Source organism: Paraburkholderia sp. UCT2, from assembly GCF_014397665.1.
GTDB lineage: Bacteria > Pseudomonadota > Gammaproteobacteria > Burkholderiales > Burkholderiaceae > Paraburkholderia > Paraburkholderia tuberum.
The window spans coordinates 106,010-124,507 of record NZ_VZQO01000015.1; the positions used below are offsets into that span (position 1 = coordinate 106,010).

Consider the following 18,498-nt stretch of genomic DNA (forward strand, 5'->3'; position numbering starts at 1 on the left):
TGCTCCAGCCTTATTCGAGATTCTGTACCTGCTCGCGCATCTGTTCGATCAAGAGCTTCAGCGTCATCGACGAATCCGCGAGTTCCTTCGCCGCCGCCTTCGAACCGAGCGTGTTCGCTTCGCGGTTCAGCTCCTGCATCATGAAGTCGAGCCGCTTGCCGACCTTGCCGCCCTTCTCGATCACGTGACGCGTTTCGTTCAGGTGCGCGGTGAGGCGCGACAGCTCTTCGGCGATGTCGATGCGAATGCCGTACATCGTCACTTCCTGGCGAATCCGCTCGTTGATCTCTTCGCGCGACACGATCGTCACGGCCGCATCCGGCGCGGCGATGCCGAGCGCTTCCTGCAAACGCTCGACGATTTTCTGCTGATGTCGCGCAATCAGCTCGGGCACAAGCGGGGTGATCTTCACGACGATCGTCTCCATTTCGGTGACGTTGGCGAGCAGCATCGTCGCGAGTTGCGCGCCTTCGCGCGCGCGCACGTCGATCAGGTCCGCGATCGCCTGCTTGCCGCATCCGAGCACCGCTTCGCGCAGCGTCTCGGGCGCGATGCCGCTTTCGGCGAGCACGCCCGGCCAGCGCAGAATTTCGCCGGTGCGCAGACGGCCGGCTTCAGGAAACGTGCCGAGCACCGTGCGTTCCTGCTGCGCGAGTTGGGCGAGCGCGTCGCGGTTGATCGCGCCCGCGTTCGCCGACTGCTCGCTGCGCTGCAGATTCACGCGAATGTCGACCTTGCCGCGCGACAGCTTGTTCATCAGCATCTCGCGCAGCGTCGGTTCGACGACGCGCACGTCTTCCGGCATGCGGAAGTTCAGATCGAGAAAGCGCGAGTTCACCGTGCGCAATTCGACCGACACGCTGACGCCACCCGTGCCCGAGGCTGCCACGAGTTCGCGCGTGGCGCTCGCATAGCCAGTCATGCTGTAGATCATCGTATTTCTCGCGATTGGGGCCATGCGGTAGACGATGGCCTGAGAAGCGGATCGCCCGGCGTGTACGAGACGCGGGGCGGGGAATCGGCATTATCCCATTTTTGTCGCAGCCATCCGTATGGGCAACCGCCCTATCCGATCGGCGGTAAAATCAGGGTTTTTCCTCCGCCCTCCTCCAGCCCATCCCGACCCATTCCGACATGAGCAACGACACCCAACGCCCCAGCGGCCGCCAGCCCCACCAGTTGCGCGACGTGCGCATCACGCGTCACTACACGAAGCATGCGGAGGGCTCGGTGCTGGTCGAATTCGGCGACACCAAGGTGATCTGCACCGCGAGCGTCAGCGAGAGCGTACCGCCGTTTCTGCGCGATCGCGGCCAGGGCTGGCTCACCGCCGAATACGGCATGCTGCCGCGCGCCACGCATACCCGCAGCGACCGTGAAGCCGCGCGCGGCAAACAAACCGGCCGCACGCAGGAAATCCAGCGGCTGATCGGCCGCGCGCTGCGCTCGGTGTTCGATCTCGAGAAGCTCGGCGCGCGCACGCTCAATCTCGACTGCGACGTGATCCAGGCCGATGGCGGCACACGCACCGCGAGCATTACCGGCGCGTTCGTCGCCGCGCATGATGCGGTCGCCAGATTGCTTGCCACGGGCCGCATCGAAAGCTCGCCGATCCTGGATTACGTCGCCGCGATTTCGGTCGGCGTGTACGACGGCGTGCCGGTGCTCGACCTCGACTACGACGAAGACTCGCAGTGCGACACCGACATGAACGTCGTAATGACGGGGGCGGGCGGCTTCGTCGAAATTCAGGGCACCGCGGAAGGCGTGCCGTTCTCGCGCGAAGAAATGAATGCGCTGCTCGATCTCGCGAGCGACGGCATCAGCACGCTGATCGCGAAGCAGAAAGAGGCGCTGGGAGTGCAGCAGTGAATGAGGTTCGTCAGGACGGTGACGGGAACAATGCTCACGGCGTAACGTCGGGAATGCCGCTGAAAAAGGTCGTGCTCGCGTCGAACAACGCGGGCAAGCTGCGCGAATTTGCGGCGCTGCTCGGCGCGGCCGGCATCGAGTTGATCGCGCAGGGCGAGCTCAACGTGCCGGAAGCGGAAGAACCGCATCCCACCTTCGTCGAAAACGCGCTGACGAAGGCCCGTCACGCTGCGCGGCTCACCGGCCTGCCCGCGCTCGCCGATGACTCGGGTCTTTGCGTGCGCGCGCTGCGCGGCGCGCCGGGCGTCTACTCGGCCCGCTTCGCGCAACTCGCCGGCGGCGAGAAAAGCGACGCGGCGAACAACGCGCGCCTCGTCGACGAACTGCGGGACGTGAGCGACCGCCGCGGCTATTACTACTGTGTGCTCGCACTCGTGCGTCACGCGGACGATCCCGAACCGCTGATCGCCGAAGGCCGCTGGCATGGCGAAATCCTGAACGCGCCGCGCGGCGAGCAAGGCTTCGGTTACGACCCGTACTTCTATCTGCCGTCGCTGAACGCGAGCGCCGCCGAACTCGAGCCGGCGGTCAAGAACGCGAGCAGCCATCGCGCGATCGCGCTGCGGCAACTGCTCGCGCGTCTGTCGGAGGAAGCGTGATTCCGATCCGATCGACGCCGGCGGACATCGGCAAGGGTGTCGTCAGTGCGTTCACGTCGCCGGGCAGCATCCGTTTGACGTCGCTGCCGCCACTTGCGCTGTACGTGCATTTCCCGTGGTGCGTGCGCAAGTGCCCGTACTGCGACTTCAATTCGCACGAGTGGAAAGGCGAGACGTTCCCGGAGAACGACTACCTCGACGCGTTGCGCGCCGACCTGGAAATGGCCTTGCCGCTGATCTGGGGCCGCCAGGTGCATACGGTGTTCATCGGCGGGGGCACGCCTAGTTTGCTGTCGGCGGCGGGGCTCGATCGCATGCTGTCGGATATTCGCGCGCTGCTGCCGCTCGACGCCGACGCGGAAATCACGCTCGAAGCGAACCCCGGCACGTTCGAAGCCGACAAGTTCGCGCAGTTTCGCGCGAGCGGCGTGAACCGGCTGTCGGTAGGCATCCAGAGTTTCAACGAAACGCATCTGAAGGCGCTCGGCCGCATTCACGACGCGGCGCAGGCACGCCACGCGGTCGAAGTCGCCGCGACCACGTTCAACAACTTCAACCTCGACCTGATGTTCGCGCTGCCCAAGCAAACGCTCGCCGAATGTCAGGCCGACGTGGAAACGGCGTTGTCGTTTGCGCCGCCGCATCTGTCGCTGTATCACCTGACGCTCGAACCGAACACGCTATTCGCGAGGTTTCCGCCCGCGTTGCCCGACGATGACGCGTCCGCAGACATGCAGGACTGGATTCATCAACGCACCGCCGAGGCCGGCTACGGGCGCTACGAGGTGTCCGCGTATGCGCAGCCGCATCGGCAGAGCAAACACAATCTGAACTACTGGCGCTTCGGCGACTATCTCGGCATCGGCGCGGGCGCGCATACGAAGCTGTCGTTTCCTAATCGCATCGTGCGCCAGGCGCGCTACAAACATCCGACCACGTTCATCGAGCAGGCCAGGGCTGGTGCAAGCGTGCAGGAAGAGCATGAGGTCGGGCCGCGCGATCTGCCGTTCGAGTTCATGCTGAACGCGCTGCGCCTGGTAGAAGGATTTCCGGTGCATCGGTTCATCGAGCGCACGGGCCTGTCGATTACGACGATCGAGCCGGCGTTGCAGGAAGCGGAACAGCGCAAGCTGATCACACGCGACCACGAACGGATCGCGCCGACGCCGCTCGGCCAGGCGTTCCTGAACGACCTGCAGGCGCTGTTCCTGAAAGATCCGCAGTGATGGCGGGTCACCTGGACTCGGCAGCGAAGTCTTTTCAGGTTACAATTTGCGGCTTGGAGGTGTGGCCGAGTGGTTTAAGGCACCGGTCTTGAAAACCGGCGAAGGAGCAATCCTTCCGTGAGTTCGAATCTCACCGCCTCCGCCAGGCTTTCAAGAAAAACCCCGTAAGTTCAGTGACTTACGGGGTTTTTGTTTTTCTGGCCCGAGGTGGAGCAGTTCTCCGCTCTGATAGACCAGCGGTACGGTCGCTGCCCGCGAACATCCGCGCTACGGGCGCGAAAAGCCGCAATGTTCGTGCGGGCGCTTTTTTCCGTTTCGTCGAGAGCCGTCGAGATTTTGGGTGGTCGCCCATGTACGGACTGCCTGTCGCACAGTAATTATCTGACTGCTGTCAACTCCGGCAGCGACTTCAGATAGACCATCGACACACCCATGTCCCTGTCCGTATTTGAAATGCACTCCGTGGAGCTGTTCTGCCAGCGGCCACCGGGTGCCTGTTATGTCATCTGCGACGAATGGCACTATAAGGCGTGCCTCGGCAAGGCCGCAGACCTTCAGAGGGCCAGGGCGGAGACCCGGGAATTTCTTGCTATCGCCGCACTGAATCGCAGGAAGTGGGAGGAGGACCGGAAACTGATTAGGAATCTCATTGGCAGTCACTGGCTGTTTTTTCATGATGTACGGGACCGCAACCCTGATACCGATGGCTGGTGGGTGATCGTTGCTCTTCTCGAAGAGATTCGCCGGGGCAAACTGCTTGCCGTTAAAGGTCCGCGTAATGGCCTGTTTCCGTCACCGTACAGCAGCACGCCGTTAATGAATCCCGTAGCGAGGACAGGCAGTCACCCGGACGGCGAACCCATTTTGTCCGTCCAGTATGATCCGGCCACCTGGCAAACCCGGTTGAACGCTGCGCGGGCAGCCAGGGCTGGCGATAGAGGCTCATCAACGCTGCTCGGCGACGCGCAGCCGTTTGAGTATGTGCCTGATGCGTTGAGCGGCGATGTGGTTGAACTCGCCGAGAGCACGAACAACCCAAACTACGCGGCGAAGATGCTGGGGTATGACCGCAAGACCTTCGGCAGGATGATCCATATGATGAAAGAAGACAATCGAATGCGCGGGGACGACAACGTTATTTGGCACGACGATGGGAATGTCGAGTTCAGAGGCGCGATCATCGACAACATGCATAGCTGGGCACCCTGAGAGAAACAGAGATGGCACCCGAACACAAACTCGCCCACGCAGCGTTCACGATCTATCAGGACACCGAGCCGCCCGAATTCTGGACGAACTATTTTGGCGTATCACCATCTCGCGCGGGAGCCAAAGGGCAGCCCAGGTTAATGCCGTCCGGCATGATGAGCAGCATTCCTTGGCGGCAAGGCACATGGATCGTTTCGAGCGCGGAGGCAATAATGAGCGACGATCTGACGCCTCATCTTCGCTATCTGGTGGGCCACCTCGGGCTACCCCGTGCCGATTTGCGAGAACTCATCGAGCGCACTTGCGCGCAGATGCGCTTCTTCTGCTATTGGGACAACGAGAGCGGCGACCGCGTGCCTGACGTGCCCGACGATATTCGCACCATGATGGAAGCCATGGGCGGCACGGTCGAGATCGATGAATATCGATAGAGCCTCGCTCGAATGCACAAGCCGATGCTCGGGAATTGGCTTTTTTTGCAACCCTGCAAGGCACAGCGCGAGTGTTATGGGCCGCACTTCTGAATTAATCCTCTATGCTGCAAACAGGCACGGCCCCCGTACCCACCATCACGACCTAAACCACCGCCACCGCCTCAACCTCGATCTTGAACCCATAGTGCAACTGCGGCACCGGCACGACCGAGCGCGCCGGCCTTGCCTCGCCGGCCCAGCCCGCACAGATGTGATTGAAGCTCGCCCAATGTTCGACATCGACGACATACACGCGCACCTGCACCAGTTGCGCGACGCTGCTGCCGACGCTTTCGAGCGCCGCCTTCACATTGGCCAGAACCTGTTCGGCCTGCGCGTCGAACGACGCATCGGCGAGCTTTTCGCCTTGTGCGTTGATCGGCAATTGCCCGGACACGAAGACGAAGCCATTCGCGACCGCGACATGACTGTAGTGGCCGCCGGGTTTCGCCAGCGCGGCCGGATTGTCGGTGTGGGGCAAACGTGAGGCGTGCGTGCTATCGGTCATCCACCACTCCAGAAGTGAAAATCTCGGAGCGATTCATCGCCGTGCTTCATCCAGCACGAACCCGCGCACGGCGCAACACGCATCACGCGTCCGCCATCTCGAGCTTTTCGCGCGCATCCGCGCAACGACGATTCAGATCGCGATGCATCAACTGGCTATCGAGCAGAGCCGATACATCCGTCAAACCGTGATCAAAGCGCAACACGTATTCGATGTCGGTGTAATCGTAATAAGCGCCGCTGTCGGCCAGCCGTTGCGCTTCGGCGAATGCGGCAAATTGCCGTGCGCCGTTCATCAGGTCTTTGATCGCCATGAGTGCCGCTCCGAGGAACAGTGACTTCATCATAGCAATGCAAACCGCGACGCACGGTGGTGCGCGCGCAACACCAGGTGTTTTCCGGAGACGCGTCCGATGAACTCACGCGTCGGCCGATGCCCACAGCCGCAATAGCACGATCGTCATCCAGTTTTCACGCCGTTTTAACAGCGCTCGCGCAGTGCTCACCCTCGAGATCCGAACAACACGCTCACACAGCCGCAACCGGCGACTTCGTCCCGTGCCAACGCATCACGAGCATGCGTCCGACAAAGCACAGACAGCCCGCCACGCCGACCACGATACCCATGCCCTTCGGCGTGCCGTCCTGCCACAGTCCGACCGCGAGGCTCGACAGTGCGCCGAGCGCGAGCTGCACCGCGCCGAACACGGCCGCCGCGGCGCCCGCGTTGGCGGGATAGCGATGCATCAGATCGGTCGTGCAGTTGGCGGACAACACGCCCACCACGCTGACGACGAAGAACAGCCCGAACACGATCGACCATAAGCCGCCCCACCCCGTCAGCGACACGACGGACACGAACAGCGACGCGACGAAGCTCACGGTCGCCGCGAACGAGATGATCGGCACCGGCCCGAGCCGGCCGACGAGCCGCGTGTTCAGGTAATTGCCGACCATGATGCCGACGATGTTCAGCGCGAACAGGAAGCCGTAGTGCTGCGCGGACACGTGGAAATACTCGATGTATACGAACGGCGTCGCCGTGATGTACGCGAACATCGACGCGAACGCCATGCCGCCGCACAACATGTGTCCCCACGCGACCGGATCGCGCAGCAGCGTGCCATACGCGCCGAACGACTTCAGCAGCGCCGACTGCGCGCGCATTTCGCGCGGCCACGTCTCCGGCACCTTCAGGAATGCGGTCACCGCGCACACGGAACCGAACAGCGTCAGCGCGACGAACACGGCGCGCCAGCCGCCCAGCAGCAGCAACTGTCCGCCGATCAGCGGCGCGAGCAGTGGACCGATCGCCGTGACGATCGCGATCATCGACAGGACGCGCGCCGCGTCGCCCGGCTCGTGCGCGTCGCGCGCGATCGCGCGAGCCAGCACCGACGCCGCGCCCGCGCCCAACGCCTGCACGAAGCGGAAACCGACCAGCGAGCCGATCGAGACCGACAGCGAGCAGGCGATGCTCGCGAGCGCATACATGATGATGCCGCCAAGCAGGATCGGCCGACGGCCATAGGTATCGGACAGCGGACCGTACAGCAGCATGCCGATCGAAAAGCCGAACATGAAGCTCGTGAGCGTCGATTGCGCGGCGCCCGTGCCGACCGCGAAGGCCTGCGCGATGGTCGGCAGGCTCGGCAGATACATGTCGATGGAAATCGGCCCGCACGCGGCCAGCGCGCCGAGCAACAGGATCAGCCGGCCATCGGGCCGGCGTCTGACGACGTGAGACATGGGAAATCCGGATGGAACGCCGCGCCGGCATCGGCAGCGGAACGGGTGAAGCGGGAACGGCCATCAGTTGACCGGCTCGATTGTACGCGACGGTTAATCCGCTGACGGCGCTCGTGGCCCGCTGCGTGGACGTTGCGCGACAGCGCCGCGCGGCGCGGCGCAATCAGCCTCGATCGGTTAAGCTGCCGCCAGCATGCCCAACGCGCTTCCGTATGCGCAGCTTGACGGCCCGACATAAAAGCTCGACGTCGCGCAACGCCCTTCCCCTGATCCCGTTCGAACCCGCGATGACCGCCTTCCTGCTGATCTGGAGCCCCAAAAAATGGCCGTGGCCCGAGTTGCCCGACATCGCGAAACGCGTGGCGGCCGGCGACGCGGTGGCCGACGTGTGGGGCTGCGGCTTTGCGCGCGGCATCCTGCCCGGCGATCGCGTGTTCCTGCATCGCGTCGCGCAGGAGCCGAAGGGCATCTTCGGTTCGGGCTACGTGACGCGCGCGCCCTACGAAGTCCCCGACGCGTCGACCAAACGCGGCTACCGGCTGTGCATCGATTTCGTCTACGACTGGCTCGTCGATGCGCATCACGCGCCGGTCATCACGCGCGATCAGCTGCGTGTGCATCCGTTCTCGGTGCAGACGTGGGATGCGCAAAGCTCGGGCACGATCATCAAGCCGATCGCCGAAGGCGCGCTGGAGAAGCGCTGGGCCGAATTGACCGGCAGGCGCAAGCCGCCGACGATACCCGCACCGGGCAGCTAGGCGAAACCCGCGCCGCCGCGACCGCCCGCCCGCACAGCCCGCCGGCGCCGACTCCGGTACAATTTCTCGATCCATCCCAGCATCGCGCGAAGTGTCCGCGGGAATCGTCCAAGGCCCTTTGCGCCGCTGCGCAACCCCTGCTCCCTATTCCAGCCATCGCCATGTCCAGAAACGAAACCCTCTTCGAACGCGCGCAACGCACGATCCCCGGCGGCGTGAATTCGCCGGTGCGCGCTTTCCGTTCCGTCGGCGGCACACCGCGTTTCATCGAGCGCGCGCAAGGCCCGTACTTCTGGGACGCGGACGGCCAGCGCTATACCGACTACATCGGCTCGTGGGGCCCCATGATCCTCGGCCACGTTCATCCCGAAGTGCTGGAAGCCGTGCAGCGCGCGCTCGTGAATGGCTTTTCGTTCGGCGCGCCGACCGAGTCGGAAGTCGAGATCGCCGAGGAAATCTGCAAGCTGGTGCCGTCGATCGAACAGGTGCGCATGGTGTCGAGCGGCACCGAGGCGACGATGAGCGCGCTGCGTCTCGCGCGCGGCTTCACGAACCGCAGCCGCATCGTCAAGTTCGAAGGCTGCTATCACGGCCACGCGGACAGCCTGCTCGTGAAGGCCGGCTCGGGCCTCCTGACCTTCGGCAATCCGACCTCGGCGGGCGTGCCGGTCGATATCGCGAAGCACACCACCGTGCTCGGATACAACAACGTCGCCGAGCTCGAAGAAGCGTTCAAGGCGTTCGGCAACGAGATCGCCTCGGTGATCGTCGAGCCGGTCGCGGGCAACATGAACCTCGTGCGCGCGACCCCTGAATTCCTGCAGGCGCTGCGGCGCCTGTGCACCGAGTACGGCGCGGTGCTGATTTTCGACGAAGTGATGTGCGGCTTCCGCGTCGCGCTCGGCGGCGCGCAGCAACTCTACGGCATCACGCCGGACCTCACCTGCCTCGGCAAGATAATCGGTGGCGGCATGCCGGCGGCGGCGTTCGGCGGCCGGCGCGACATCATGGCTCACCTCGCGCCGCTCGGCGGCGTCTATCAGGCGGGCACGCTGTCGGGCAATCCGATCGCGGTCGCGGCCGGCCTGAAGACGCTGCAGCTGATCCAGGCGCCCGGCTTCTACGACACGCTCGCCGCGCGCACCACGCGTCTCGCGCAAGGGCTCGCGCGGGCGGCACGCGAAGCGGACGTGCGGTTCGCGGCCGATGCGCTCGGCGGCATGTTCGGCATCTACTTTCGCGAATCGATCCCGGCGAGCTTCGCCGACGTCACGAAGAGCGATGTGCCGCGCTTCAACGCGTTCTTCCACAAGATGCTCGACGCGGGCGTGTACTTCGCGCCGTCCGCGTATGAGGCCGGCTTCGTGTCGAGCGCGCACGACGACGCGGTGATCGACGCGACGATCGACGCCGCGCGCGGCGCGTTCGCAGCGTTGAAAGGCTGAAGCCGGGCCCGAAGCAAAGGCCGCAACGCGCACGACCCAGACACCGCACCACAACGGACACCGATGTTCTCGCAAACCGATTTCGTCCACATGGAACGCGCGCTCGCGCTCGCGAAGCGCGGCATGTACACGGCCGACCCGAATCCGCGGGTCGGTTGCGTGCTCGTCAGAAACGGCGAGGTGATCGGCGAAGGCTTCACGCAGCCGGCCGGCCAGGATCACGCCGAAATTCGCGCGCTGAAGGACGCGCGCTCGCGCGGCCACGACCTGCGCGGCGCGACCGCCTACGTGACGCTCGAACCGTGCAGCCATTTCGGCCGCACGCCGCCGTGCGCGAACGCGCTGATCGAAGCGCAGATCGGCCGCGTGATCGCGGCGATGGAAGATCCCAACCCGCAGGTCTCCGGCCGCGGTCTCGCGATGCTGCGCGAAGCCGGTATCGAAGTGCGCTGCGGGCTGCTCGCGAACGAAGCGCGGGAGCTGAACATCGGCTTCGTGTCGCGCATGACGCGCGGCCGTCCGTGGGTGCGCATGAAAGTGGCGGCGTCGCTCGATGGCCGCACCGGCTTGCCGTCGGGTGAGAGCCAGTGGATCACGAGCGCGGCCGCGCGGGCCGACGGTCATGCGTGGCGCGCGCGCGCGTCGGCGATCCTGACCGGCATCGGCACTGTGCGCGAGGACAATCCGCGCATGACCGTGCGCGCGGTCGATACACCGCGCCAACCGCACCGCGTGCTGATCGACAGCCAGCTCGACGTGCCGCTCGACGCGCAGATCCTGGCCGGCGCGCCGACGCTGATCTTCTGCGGCGAGCTCGACGCGCGTCTCGAAGAACGCGCGAGCGCGCTGCGCGAGCGCGGCGCCGAGATCGTGCCGCTGCCGAACGCGTTCGGCAAGGTGGATCTCCCGCGCATGCTGAGCGTGCTCGGCGAGCGTCACGTCAACGAGCTGCACGTCGAAGCCGGCTACAAGCTGAACGGTTCGCTGCTGCGCGAAGGCTGCGTCGATGAACTGCTGGTCTATCTCGCGCCGAGCCTGCTCGGCGTGGACTCGATGAGCATGTTCAATCTGGACGCGCCCGACCAGCTCGAAGACCGCGTGAAGCTGAATTTCCACACGGTCGAGCGGATCGGCGACGATCTGCGGATCCTCGCGCGTTTCGCGCCGACAGCCTTACCCGGGACCGACACCGTGTCTCCCACCGTTTCGAAATGATCAAGGACTAGCACGATGTTTACAGGAATCGTCGCGGCAGTGGGCCGCATCGAATCAGTCAAGCCGCTCGGCACGGGCGGCGACGCGGGCGTGCGCCTGAACGTCGAGGCGGGCGGGCTCGATCTCGCCGATGTGCAGCTCGGCGACAGCATCACGATCCAGGGCGCCTGCATGACGGTGGTCGCGAAGAGCGCTCATTCGTTCGAGGTCGACGTGTCGCGCGAGAGCCTGAACCGCACGGCCGGTCTCGGCGAAACCGGCGAGGTCAATCTCGAGAAAGCGCTGCGCGCGCATGACCGGCTCGGTGGACATATCGTGTCCGGACACGTCGACGGGCTCGGTGTCGTCACGCGTTTCGCCCCGGTCGGCGAATCGCACGAGCTGCGCATTCTCGCGCCGCGCGACATCGGTCGTTATCTCGCGTACAAGGGATCGATTACGGTCAATGGCGTGAGCCTGACCGTGAACTCCGTCGTTGATCGCGACGACGGCTGCGAGTTTTCGATCAATCTGATTCCGCATACCGTGCAGGTGACGGCGCTCAAGCATCTGCACGACGGGGTAAAAGTGAATCTGGAGATCGATCTGATTGCGCGCTATGTCGAACGGATGCTCAATGCGCCGCGCGATGGCGATCCATCCTCGACGTAACCTGGCCACTTGCCTCGAGACCGTTACGCGATACCTGGAGCGCATGCTCGGTGCGTATCGGGAAAGCGATCGATCTGCGCGGCAAGCCGGTTTGGGCGAGGCGAATCCGGGGCCGTGACCCAGCGCGCGTGCACGATCCGAAGCTGACAAACACAATGAAAGAGCCGCACGTGCTCCGTCGCTGGAATCCGCTGCGTGTGCACCTGACGAAAGCGTCGCTGATCCTTGCCTGCATCGTCGGTACGGGCGCAGCCAGTGCCACGATCACGTCGACACCGCACTTCGTGTCCGCGCGGAGCCTGGCCTGCATCTACGGTTTGTCCAACGACGATCTGATATCCGCCGGCGCTGCGGTCGCGCAGGCGCCGCGTCCCAATGCGATCGTGCGTGCATGGGTCGACGAACGTGGACAGAGCAGCGACGCGGTCGTCGAAGTCTCGTCCGGCAATCCGGCGTTCGACAACCTCGCCCTTCAGGCATCGCGGCGTGCCCGGTGAAGCGCCGCGTCAACGCGGCGTTGTCCGGCGTCACAACTCCTCGACGCTTCAGGGATTCGGCCGGCAAGACCGCCGGCCGTTGGCAACGAAAGGCGGCGGCCGTGTCGCCACGGCGCCGCCTCGTGCGATTACGCTTCGGCCGAAGCGCGCAGACGATGGACGAGCTGGTTGTCCTTACCCTGGACCAGCGGCGTGATCGTGAAGTTGAACTCGATCTCCTTGTACGTATCGGCCTTCAGGCCCAGCGCCGCGCCACCGGATTTCTCGACGAGCGGCGGAATCAGCTCTTCGCGCGTTGCATACGCGAAGTCGTCCCAGATCAGCGGATCGCCTTCGATGTTGAACTGCGTGGTCAGCTTGCGATGGCCGTCGCTGCTGACGAAGAAGTGCACGTGCGCCGGACGGTTGCCGTGACGGCCCAGCACGTTCAGCAGCTGCTGCGTCGAGCCGTGCGGCGGGCAGCCGTAGCCTACCGGCATCAGCGTGCGGACCTCGTACTTGCCGTCGGCGCCGGTCTTCACCGCGCCGCGCAGGTTGAAGTCACTCTGCGCGCCGGTCGGATCGAAGTGCGAGTAGAAGCCCTTCGAGTTCGCGTGCCAGCACTCGACGACCGCGCCGGCGACCGGCTTGCCGTCCAGATCCTTGACCGTGCCGCGAATCACGAGCGGGCCCGCGTCTTCGTCCGGGTTGATGTCGATCTTCGAGACGCCCTCGCGCACCGTCGCGCCGGCGACGTACAGCGGGCCTTCGATCGTGCGCGGCGTGCCGCCTTCGAGACCGATCTTCTTGTCCTCGGCGTCCATGCGGATGTCGAGATACTTCTCGAGACCGAGGCCGGCCGCGAGCAGCGCCGCTTCGCCGTCCTGACCGAGCTTGTTCAGATAGTTGACGCCGGCCCAGACTTCGTCGGGCGTGATGTCGAGGTCATCGATTGCCTTGAACAGGTCGCCCAGCAGACGGAAAACGATCTGCTGGAAACGCGCGTTGCCATTCCCGGCATCGACGTTGGAAGCGGCTTTCAGCAGATCCTGCACTTCTTTGGTTTCAAATACTTTGACGCTCACGATGACTGTCTCCAGTTGGTATAGGGGGAAAAGATGGCTTTGGATGCGCTCGCCGTCAAAAGCGCCTGGCCCCTGGGCTCAGATGTCGCCGTCCCGAATCGACGACGGGTGACGACACAGAGGCGTCACCGAAATCTTCATGTACGGGAACAGAGGCAAGCCGGACAGAATGTCGTGAAGTTCGGCATTGCTCTCTACATCGAAGATGCTGTAATTCGCGTACTCGCCAACGAGGCGCCAGATATGACGCCACTTGCCGCTACGCTGGAGCTCCTGCGAGTAAGCCTTCTCGCGGGTCTTGATTTCGTTCGCCACTTCGGCCGGCATGTCGACCGGCAGGTGCACGTCCATTCGTACATGGAAAAGCATCGTTGAATCCTCTTGATCTGAATCCGTTTAGCGGGTGACCTTCATCAGCCCGTCTCGCGTGAATCGTTCGACCTTCGCCTCGTCGAGTTCGATGCCGAGACCCGGGCCGTTCGGCACGGTCAGTTCGAAGTCGCTGTAGTCGAGCGGCGCGGTCAGAATGTCTTCGGTGATCAGCAACGGCCCGAACAGCTCGGTGCCCCATTGCAGATTCGCGAAGCTCGCGAACAGATGCGCCGACGCCACCGTGCTGAACGCACCTTCGAGCATCGTGCCGCCGTATAGCTCGATGCCGGCGGCATCTGCGATCGCGGCCACGCGCTGCGCGGCGAACAGGCCCCCGCTCTGTTCGATCTTGATCGCGAACACATCGGCGCCGCCGTTCTTCGCGATCTCGAACGCGCTGTCCGGGCCTTGCAGGACTTCGTCGGCCATCAGCGCGACCGGGAAGCGGCGCATCAGTCGCGCGAGCGCCGCGGCGGACGCGACCGGCTGCTCGACCAGATCGCAGCCCGCGTCGGCCAGCGCCGGAATCGCCCAGGCGGCCTGGGTCTCGCTCCACGCCATGTTCACGTCGACGCGCACCGCGGCGCGCTCGCCGACCGCTTTCTTGATCTCGGCGACGTGCTTGATGTCGGTCTTCAGTTCCTTCGCGCCGATCTTCAGCTTGAAGACCTTGTGGCGGCGCACGTCGAGCATGTGCTCGGCTTCGGCGACGTCCTTCGCGGTATCGCCCGACGCGAGCGTCCACGCAACCGGCAGGCGCTCACGGCGACGGCCGCCGAGCAGTTCGCTCACCGGCACGCCGAGACGTTTGCCTTGCGCGTCGAGCAGCGCGGTTTCGAGCGCGCTCTTCGAGAAATGATTGACCTTGACCAGCTTGCCGAGGTGCGCCATCAGCGCCTGGATCTGCGTCGCGTCCTTGCCGATCATCGCCGGGGCGAAGTAGGCGTCGATCGCTAGCTTCATTGTTTCGGGGCTTTCCGGGCCGTAGGCCATGCCGGCGATCGTGGTGCCTTCGCCAATCCCGACGATGCCGTCGCTGCAGTAGACCTTGACCAGCATCAGCGTCTGCCCGTACATCGTGGCGACCGACAGCTTGTGAGGACGGATCGTCGGCAGATCGACGAGGCGGGTTTCGATACGTTCGATGGTCGCTTGGGTCATGGCGGCTGCGGCGGGAAGTGAGTTCATTGGATGTTTTTATACCCTTCGCCCGTTTGGCCCGTCCAATACTTTTCCTGTCCTTTTTCATACCTGCAGGGTATGGTGAGGCCAGCAAGCCCGGCCTTTCTATGGATTTTGCATTGCACCATGCAGGTGGGGCATCGAAAAGGAGGCCGTTTTTGCGCCTGAAACATGACTTGGGTCAATGTTCGATGCATGGAGAGCATGTTGTGTAACCATCCGGGTCGCGCAGTGAGTACTCCATCGTTTCGGACTGCGGTTCATGCGCGTGGGCAACACTGCCCCTACAACTCGCCGCGCGCGGCTAGCACGGCGATGCGCTCGGCGGTGCGACACGCGATCGCCTGAATCGTCAGCGAGGGATTCACGCCGCCCACGGTCGGAAACACCGAGCCGTCGCACACCCACAGGTTGCGGATGTCCCAACTGCGGCAGTCCGCGTCGACGACGCTCGTCGACGGATCGTCACCCATGCGCGCGGTGCCGTTCAGGTGGCAGGTGTCGTCGGTCTCGCGCCAGATCTCCTTGCCGCCGGCGGCCGCGAGCGCCTGCTCCATGAAGTCGAGCGAATGCGCGATGAGCCGCTTGTCGTTGTCGCACCATGAATAGGTGACGCGCGCGATCGGCAGCCCGTACTGGTCTTTCTCGTCGGCAAGCGTCACGCGGTTGCGCTGCTGCGGCAGCATCTCGCCGACGATCTTCAGCCCCGCCTGGTGGTTGTACTTGAGCATCTCCGCGCCGAGCGCGTCGCCCCACAAGCCGCGGCCATTCTGCACCGCGACCCATCCGTTCGGCAGCGGCCCCTGGCTCATGTAGCAGTAGCCGCCGAAAAAATCTTTGCCCTTGTCTTCGTAGTTCCAGTGCTCGGTGAGCGCGAGCGACGGCGGCCCCTTGTACCAGCGGATGTCTTCATCGAAGGTGCCGTAGACGGCCTGATTCGACTGCGCCATCAGGTTTTTGCCTACGAGTCCCGAACTGTTCGCGAGTCCGTCGGGAAAGCGGCTATTGGCCGACATCAGCAACAGGCGCGGCGTTTCGATCGCGTAGCCGGCCACCACCACGTGCTTCGCGCGCTGGAATCGCCAGCGTCCTTCGCGCAGATATTCGACGCCGGTGGCGAGCCCCGCGTCGTTGGTAACAACGCGGCCGACCATCGCCAGATCGCGCACCTCGGCGCCGGCTCGCAGCGCACGCGGGATCCACGTGACGAGCGCGCTTTGCTTCGCGTTGGTCGCGCAGCCGGATACGCAAAAGCCGCGGTACACGCACGGATGCGCGCGGCCGCGCGGCGCGGAGAGGGTCGCGAGCGGCGTCGGGCTCCAGCCGATGCCGAGCGCCTCGGCGCCGCGCGCGAGCACCAGCGCCGCCGCGTTCAGCTCATGCGCGCGATACGGATAGCGCGGCCGCTTCGGCCCCCACGGATAGTTCACCGGTCCGGAGATTTTCAGCGCGTCCTCGACCTCGCCGTAGTAGTGCCACATCTCGCGCCAGTCGAGCGGCCAGTCGGCGCCATAACCGAGCACGCTGCGCGACTTGAACCACTCGGGCCGAAAACGCAGCGACACCATCGCGAAGTGGACCGTGCTGCCGCCCACCGCCTTGCCGCTGTTGTTGTTGCCGAGCTTCAGCGGATTGTCGCCGTCGCAGATGCGCTCGTCGGTCCAGAACAGTTTTTCCTGATGCGCTTCGTCCGACGCGAACTCTTCGAGCGGACGCCACCACGCGCCGGCATCGAACGCGACGACCTTGAAGCCTTTCTCCGCGAGCCGGCACGCGAGCGTGCCACCGCCGGCGCCGGTGCCGACGATCGCGAAATCGACTTCCTCGCCGTCGGGGTACGTGCGCATCGGCACCCAGCCGCCGCGCTGGAACACGTCGGGTGCGCGGCCGTCCTTGCCGCGTGGCCGTTGCTGCGCGTCATCGGACACGGCGGTTCTCCTTCGCGGCCTGCTCATGGGTGTCGGGCGTCGCTTCGACCGCCTCCCACGGATCGCGCCGGTTCAGGTACATGCGCACATAGCCGCGCGGATTCGCCGGGCCGCCGAAGCCGATCTCGCTCCACGCGTGCGGGTGCGAGTAGTAGAGCCCGCAGATGTCGTGCAGCACGCGCTCGCCGAAGAACAGCTTCGACGGCATGCCGCGCCACGCGGGGTTCGTCAGTTCGCCGCGCTGCATCTCGCCGAGCAGCGCGATCTGCGTGTCCTCCGCGAGGCTCGCGAACGGCAGGCCGCCGCGCTCGCGGCACTCGGCATCGAGCGCGGCGAGGCCGATGCGCCAAGCGTCGCGCATCGGCGGCAAACGGGCGTCGCGGTAGCCGTCGTTGCCATTGCCGGCGAGCCGCGCGTCGAGCAGGGCGGCGAGCGGCACCACCGGTTGCGCATTCGCTTGCGGCACGATGCGGGCGCACAGCGACGTGACCGCGAGCCATTCGACCGCGTTGAAAAAGCGCGGCTCGAGCGGTGTCGCGAGGCGTTCGGCGATCACCGCGCGGGTGTGCGCGTCCCACGACGGCGTCGTGCGTTTGTCGAGCACGTCGTAGCCGGGATAGCGGGTGGCTCGGGTCGAGCGTGGTCGGTTGGTCATTTTTCTGTCTCCCGCAGACGCAGTGCGGCGAGCCCGGCGAGCGCCAGCGCGGAAAAGCTCGGCGGCGCGGGCAGCGGCGGCCCGTCGAGCAGATTCTGGCTCCAGTTGCGCCAGCCGCCCTGACGACGCGCGATCCCGCGCGCGTGAAAACCCGCGCCGACAAAGCCGAGCACGGTCGTGATGCGTAACCAGAGCCGCGTGTACCAGCGCTCGCGCGGAGCGGACAGCGCGGCATGCGCGAGCAGCGCGGCGGTGATGGGCGGAATGCTGACCGGCGCGTACATCGCGCGATGCTGAAACGCGCCACGAAAATGCAGCAGCGCGGCCTCCCCCACCGTGCCGACGAGACCCGCCGCGACCAGCAGACCGAGCGCCTGACCGGCCGGCATGCCGAGCAGTTGCGGGTCGTCTGCGGGCTCGTCGCGCAAGCGTTCGGCGACGGCACCGAGCGCGCCTGACAGCAGCAACGCGCTCGGCGCGCCGAGCGGTGCCGCGTGAAACAGGTTGTTCCAGCTCCAGCCGCCCGGCCGCTTCATCACGTTGTAGAAATGGAAGCCCGTGCCGGCGATGCCCGTCGCCGCCGCGCTCAGATAGATCGCATGGCGCGCGCGATGCGTCTGGCCGCGACGATCCGCGCCACCATGCAGGCCCGCGGCGAGCGACAGACTCGCGCTGACGAGTGGCGTGAACATCGCGGGGTTGTCGAACGAGCCGCGGTAGTGCTCCATCGCGCTGTCGGCGAGCACCGACAGCGCGAGCAGCGCGGAGCTGTGGTTGAAGGTGCGGGCCGCTTCGACGTGTGCCTCCACCTCGGCGGTGGGTTCGCTCGCGTGCACGCGCGCCGGCGCGCGCTGATGGCTGCGGGCGGCACACGTCGGGAACGTCACGGATGCCCGACGCTCGTGGTGTTGCGGGCCGCTCTCACGCCGTTCGCGATGCGACTCAGGTCTTCCAGCGCCGCGCGCGGCCAACGCCGCGACGGCCGTCACCGCCGCCGCCGTGTACAGCAATCCGGGTACGCGTGAAGAGCCCATCG

20 protein-coding genes and 1 tRNA gene are annotated in these 18,498 nt (G+C 65.1%); 11 read left to right on the forward strand and 10 right to left on the reverse strand.

All coding sequences use genetic code 11. From position 1 onward, the window contains the following. Positions 1–10 precede the first annotated feature (10 nt). Positions 11–934 (reverse strand): YicC/YloC family endoribonuclease, encoded by a 924-nt coding sequence (locus tag F6X39_RS14990; RefSeq protein ID WP_187617172.1) that lies wholly within the window; start codon positions 932–934, stop codon positions 11–13. Between the two features lie 200 nt (positions 935–1,134). On the opposite strand from F6X39_RS14990, the gene rph reads away from it, so the two are divergent. The 6 genes from rph (at position 1,135) to F6X39_RS15020 (ending at position 5,397) form a co-directional block, all read left to right on the forward strand. Then, a complete protein-coding gene (gene rph / locus F6X39_RS14995; RefSeq protein ID WP_090801456.1) occupies positions 1,135–1,872 on the forward strand; it encodes a ribonuclease PH in 738 nt (245 codons plus the stop codon). 53 nt (positions 1,873–1,925) lie between these two features. Then, positions 1,926–2,531: an RdgB/HAM1 family non-canonical purine NTP pyrophosphatase gene (gene rdgB, locus F6X39_RS15000; protein ID WP_222945225.1), complete on the forward strand. Its 606-nt coding sequence runs from the start codon at positions 1,926–1,928 to the stop codon at positions 2,529–2,531. Continuing rightward, a complete protein-coding gene (hemW, locus tag F6X39_RS15005) occupies positions 2,528–3,757 on the forward strand; it encodes a radical SAM family heme chaperone HemW (RefSeq protein WP_187617174.1) in 1,230 nt (409 codons plus the stop codon). The genes rdgB and hemW overlap by 4 nt, the downstream gene beginning before the upstream one ends. 55 nt (positions 3,758–3,812) lie before the next feature. Next, positions 3,813–3,902 (forward strand) — tRNA-Ser (locus tag F6X39_RS15010). A 287-nt stretch (positions 3,903–4,189) separates the two neighbouring features. Continuing rightward, complete coding sequence (locus F6X39_RS15015) at positions 4,190–4,966, forward strand: hypothetical protein (protein ID WP_184058069.1); 777 nt, start codon at positions 4,190–4,192, stop codon at positions 4,964–4,966. A gap of 11 nt (positions 4,967–4,977) precedes the next feature. Further along, entirely contained in the window at positions 4,978–5,397 is a 420-nt protein-coding gene (locus F6X39_RS15020; RefSeq protein WP_090801462.1) for a DUF4279 domain-containing protein, read from the forward strand. A 145-nt stretch (positions 5,398–5,542) separates the two neighbouring features. Here F6X39_RS15020 and F6X39_RS15025 read toward each other — a convergent pair whose 3' ends face one another. The 3 genes from F6X39_RS15025 to F6X39_RS15035 all read right to left on the reverse strand — a co-directional run bounded on the left by F6X39_RS15025 (position 5,543) and on the right by F6X39_RS15035 (position 7,695). After that, on the reverse strand, positions 5,543–5,947 hold the full coding sequence (locus F6X39_RS15025; RefSeq protein WP_187617175.1) for a RidA family protein: 405 nt from the start codon (positions 5,945–5,947) through the stop codon (positions 5,543–5,545). An 82-nt stretch (positions 5,948–6,029) separates the two neighbouring features. Continuing rightward, positions 6,030–6,260, reverse strand: coding sequence for a hypothetical protein (locus tag F6X39_RS15030; RefSeq protein ID WP_187617176.1), 231 nt, complete (start codon positions 6,258–6,260; stop codon positions 6,030–6,032). 214 nt (positions 6,261–6,474) lie between these two features. Continuing rightward, positions 6,475–7,695: a Bcr/CflA family multidrug efflux MFS transporter gene (locus F6X39_RS15035; protein WP_187617177.1), complete on the reverse strand. Its 1,221-nt coding sequence runs from the start codon at positions 7,693–7,695 to the stop codon at positions 6,475–6,477. A gap of 287 nt (positions 7,696–7,982) precedes the next feature. Between F6X39_RS15035 and F6X39_RS15040 the strand changes: the two genes are divergently transcribed. The 5 genes from F6X39_RS15040 to F6X39_RS15060 all read left to right on the forward strand — a co-directional run bounded on the left by F6X39_RS15040 (position 7,983) and on the right by F6X39_RS15060 (position 12,261). Then, positions 7,983–8,453 (forward strand): hypothetical protein, encoded by a 471-nt coding sequence (locus F6X39_RS15040; RefSeq protein ID WP_090801467.1) that lies wholly within the window; start codon positions 7,983–7,985, stop codon positions 8,451–8,453. 161 nt (positions 8,454–8,614) lie between these two features. After that, positions 8,615–9,898, forward strand: coding sequence for a glutamate-1-semialdehyde 2,1-aminomutase (gene hemL / locus F6X39_RS15045; RefSeq protein ID WP_187617178.1), 1,284 nt, complete (start codon positions 8,615–8,617; stop codon positions 9,896–9,898). A gap of 63 nt (positions 9,899–9,961) precedes the next feature. Then, on the forward strand, positions 9,962–11,113 hold the full coding sequence (ribD, locus tag F6X39_RS15050; RefSeq protein ID WP_187617179.1) for a bifunctional diaminohydroxyphosphoribosylaminopyrimidine deaminase/5-amino-6-(5-phosphoribosylamino)uracil reductase RibD: 1,152 nt from the start codon (positions 9,962–9,964) through the stop codon (positions 11,111–11,113). 15 nt (positions 11,114–11,128) lie between these two features. Continuing rightward, positions 11,129–11,764, forward strand: a complete 636-nt coding sequence (locus F6X39_RS15055; protein WP_187617180.1) for a riboflavin synthase — start codon at positions 11,129–11,131, stop codon at positions 11,762–11,764. Between the two features lie 155 nt (positions 11,765–11,919). Continuing rightward, positions 11,920–12,261 carry an energy transducer TonB gene (locus F6X39_RS15060; RefSeq protein ID WP_262414713.1) on the forward strand — a complete coding sequence of 114 codons (342 nt, stop codon included), beginning with the start codon at positions 11,920–11,922 and terminating at the stop codon, positions 12,259–12,261. A gap of 128 nt (positions 12,262–12,389) precedes the next feature. Here F6X39_RS15060 and catA read toward each other — a convergent pair whose 3' ends face one another. From catA to F6X39_RS15090, 6 genes are all read right to left on the reverse strand, one after another. Beyond that, positions 12,390–13,325 carry a catechol 1,2-dioxygenase gene (catA, locus tag F6X39_RS15065; RefSeq protein ID WP_187617181.1) on the reverse strand — a complete coding sequence of 312 codons (936 nt, stop codon included), beginning with the start codon at positions 13,323–13,325 and terminating at the stop codon, positions 12,390–12,392. Positions 13,326–13,403: 78 nt separating this feature from the next. Further along, on the reverse strand, positions 13,404–13,694 hold the full coding sequence (gene catC, locus F6X39_RS15070; protein ID WP_090801477.1) for a muconolactone Delta-isomerase: 291 nt from the start codon (positions 13,692–13,694) through the stop codon (positions 13,404–13,406). 27 nt (positions 13,695–13,721) lie between these two features. Beyond that, positions 13,722–14,858: a muconate/chloromuconate family cycloisomerase gene (locus tag F6X39_RS15075; protein WP_187617182.1), complete on the reverse strand. Its 1,137-nt coding sequence runs from the start codon at positions 14,856–14,858 to the stop codon at positions 13,722–13,724. Between the two features lie 305 nt (positions 14,859–15,163). Beyond that, the gene (locus F6X39_RS15080; RefSeq protein WP_187617183.1) at positions 15,164–16,807 is read right to left on the reverse strand and encodes a GMC family oxidoreductase; all 1,644 of its coding nucleotides are present in this window, start codon (positions 16,805–16,807) and stop codon (positions 15,164–15,166) included. Next, entirely contained in the window at positions 16,797–17,462 is a 666-nt protein-coding gene (locus tag F6X39_RS15085; RefSeq protein WP_184053248.1) for a gluconate 2-dehydrogenase subunit 3 family protein, read from the reverse strand. The genes F6X39_RS15080 and F6X39_RS15085 overlap by 11 nt, the downstream gene beginning before the upstream one ends. Further along, positions 17,459–18,496 carry a hypothetical protein gene (locus F6X39_RS15090; protein WP_187617184.1) on the reverse strand — a complete coding sequence of 346 codons (1,038 nt, stop codon included), beginning with the start codon at positions 18,494–18,496 and terminating at the stop codon, positions 17,459–17,461. The genes F6X39_RS15085 and F6X39_RS15090 overlap by 4 nt, the downstream gene beginning before the upstream one ends. Positions 18,497–18,498: the final 2 nt, after the last annotated feature.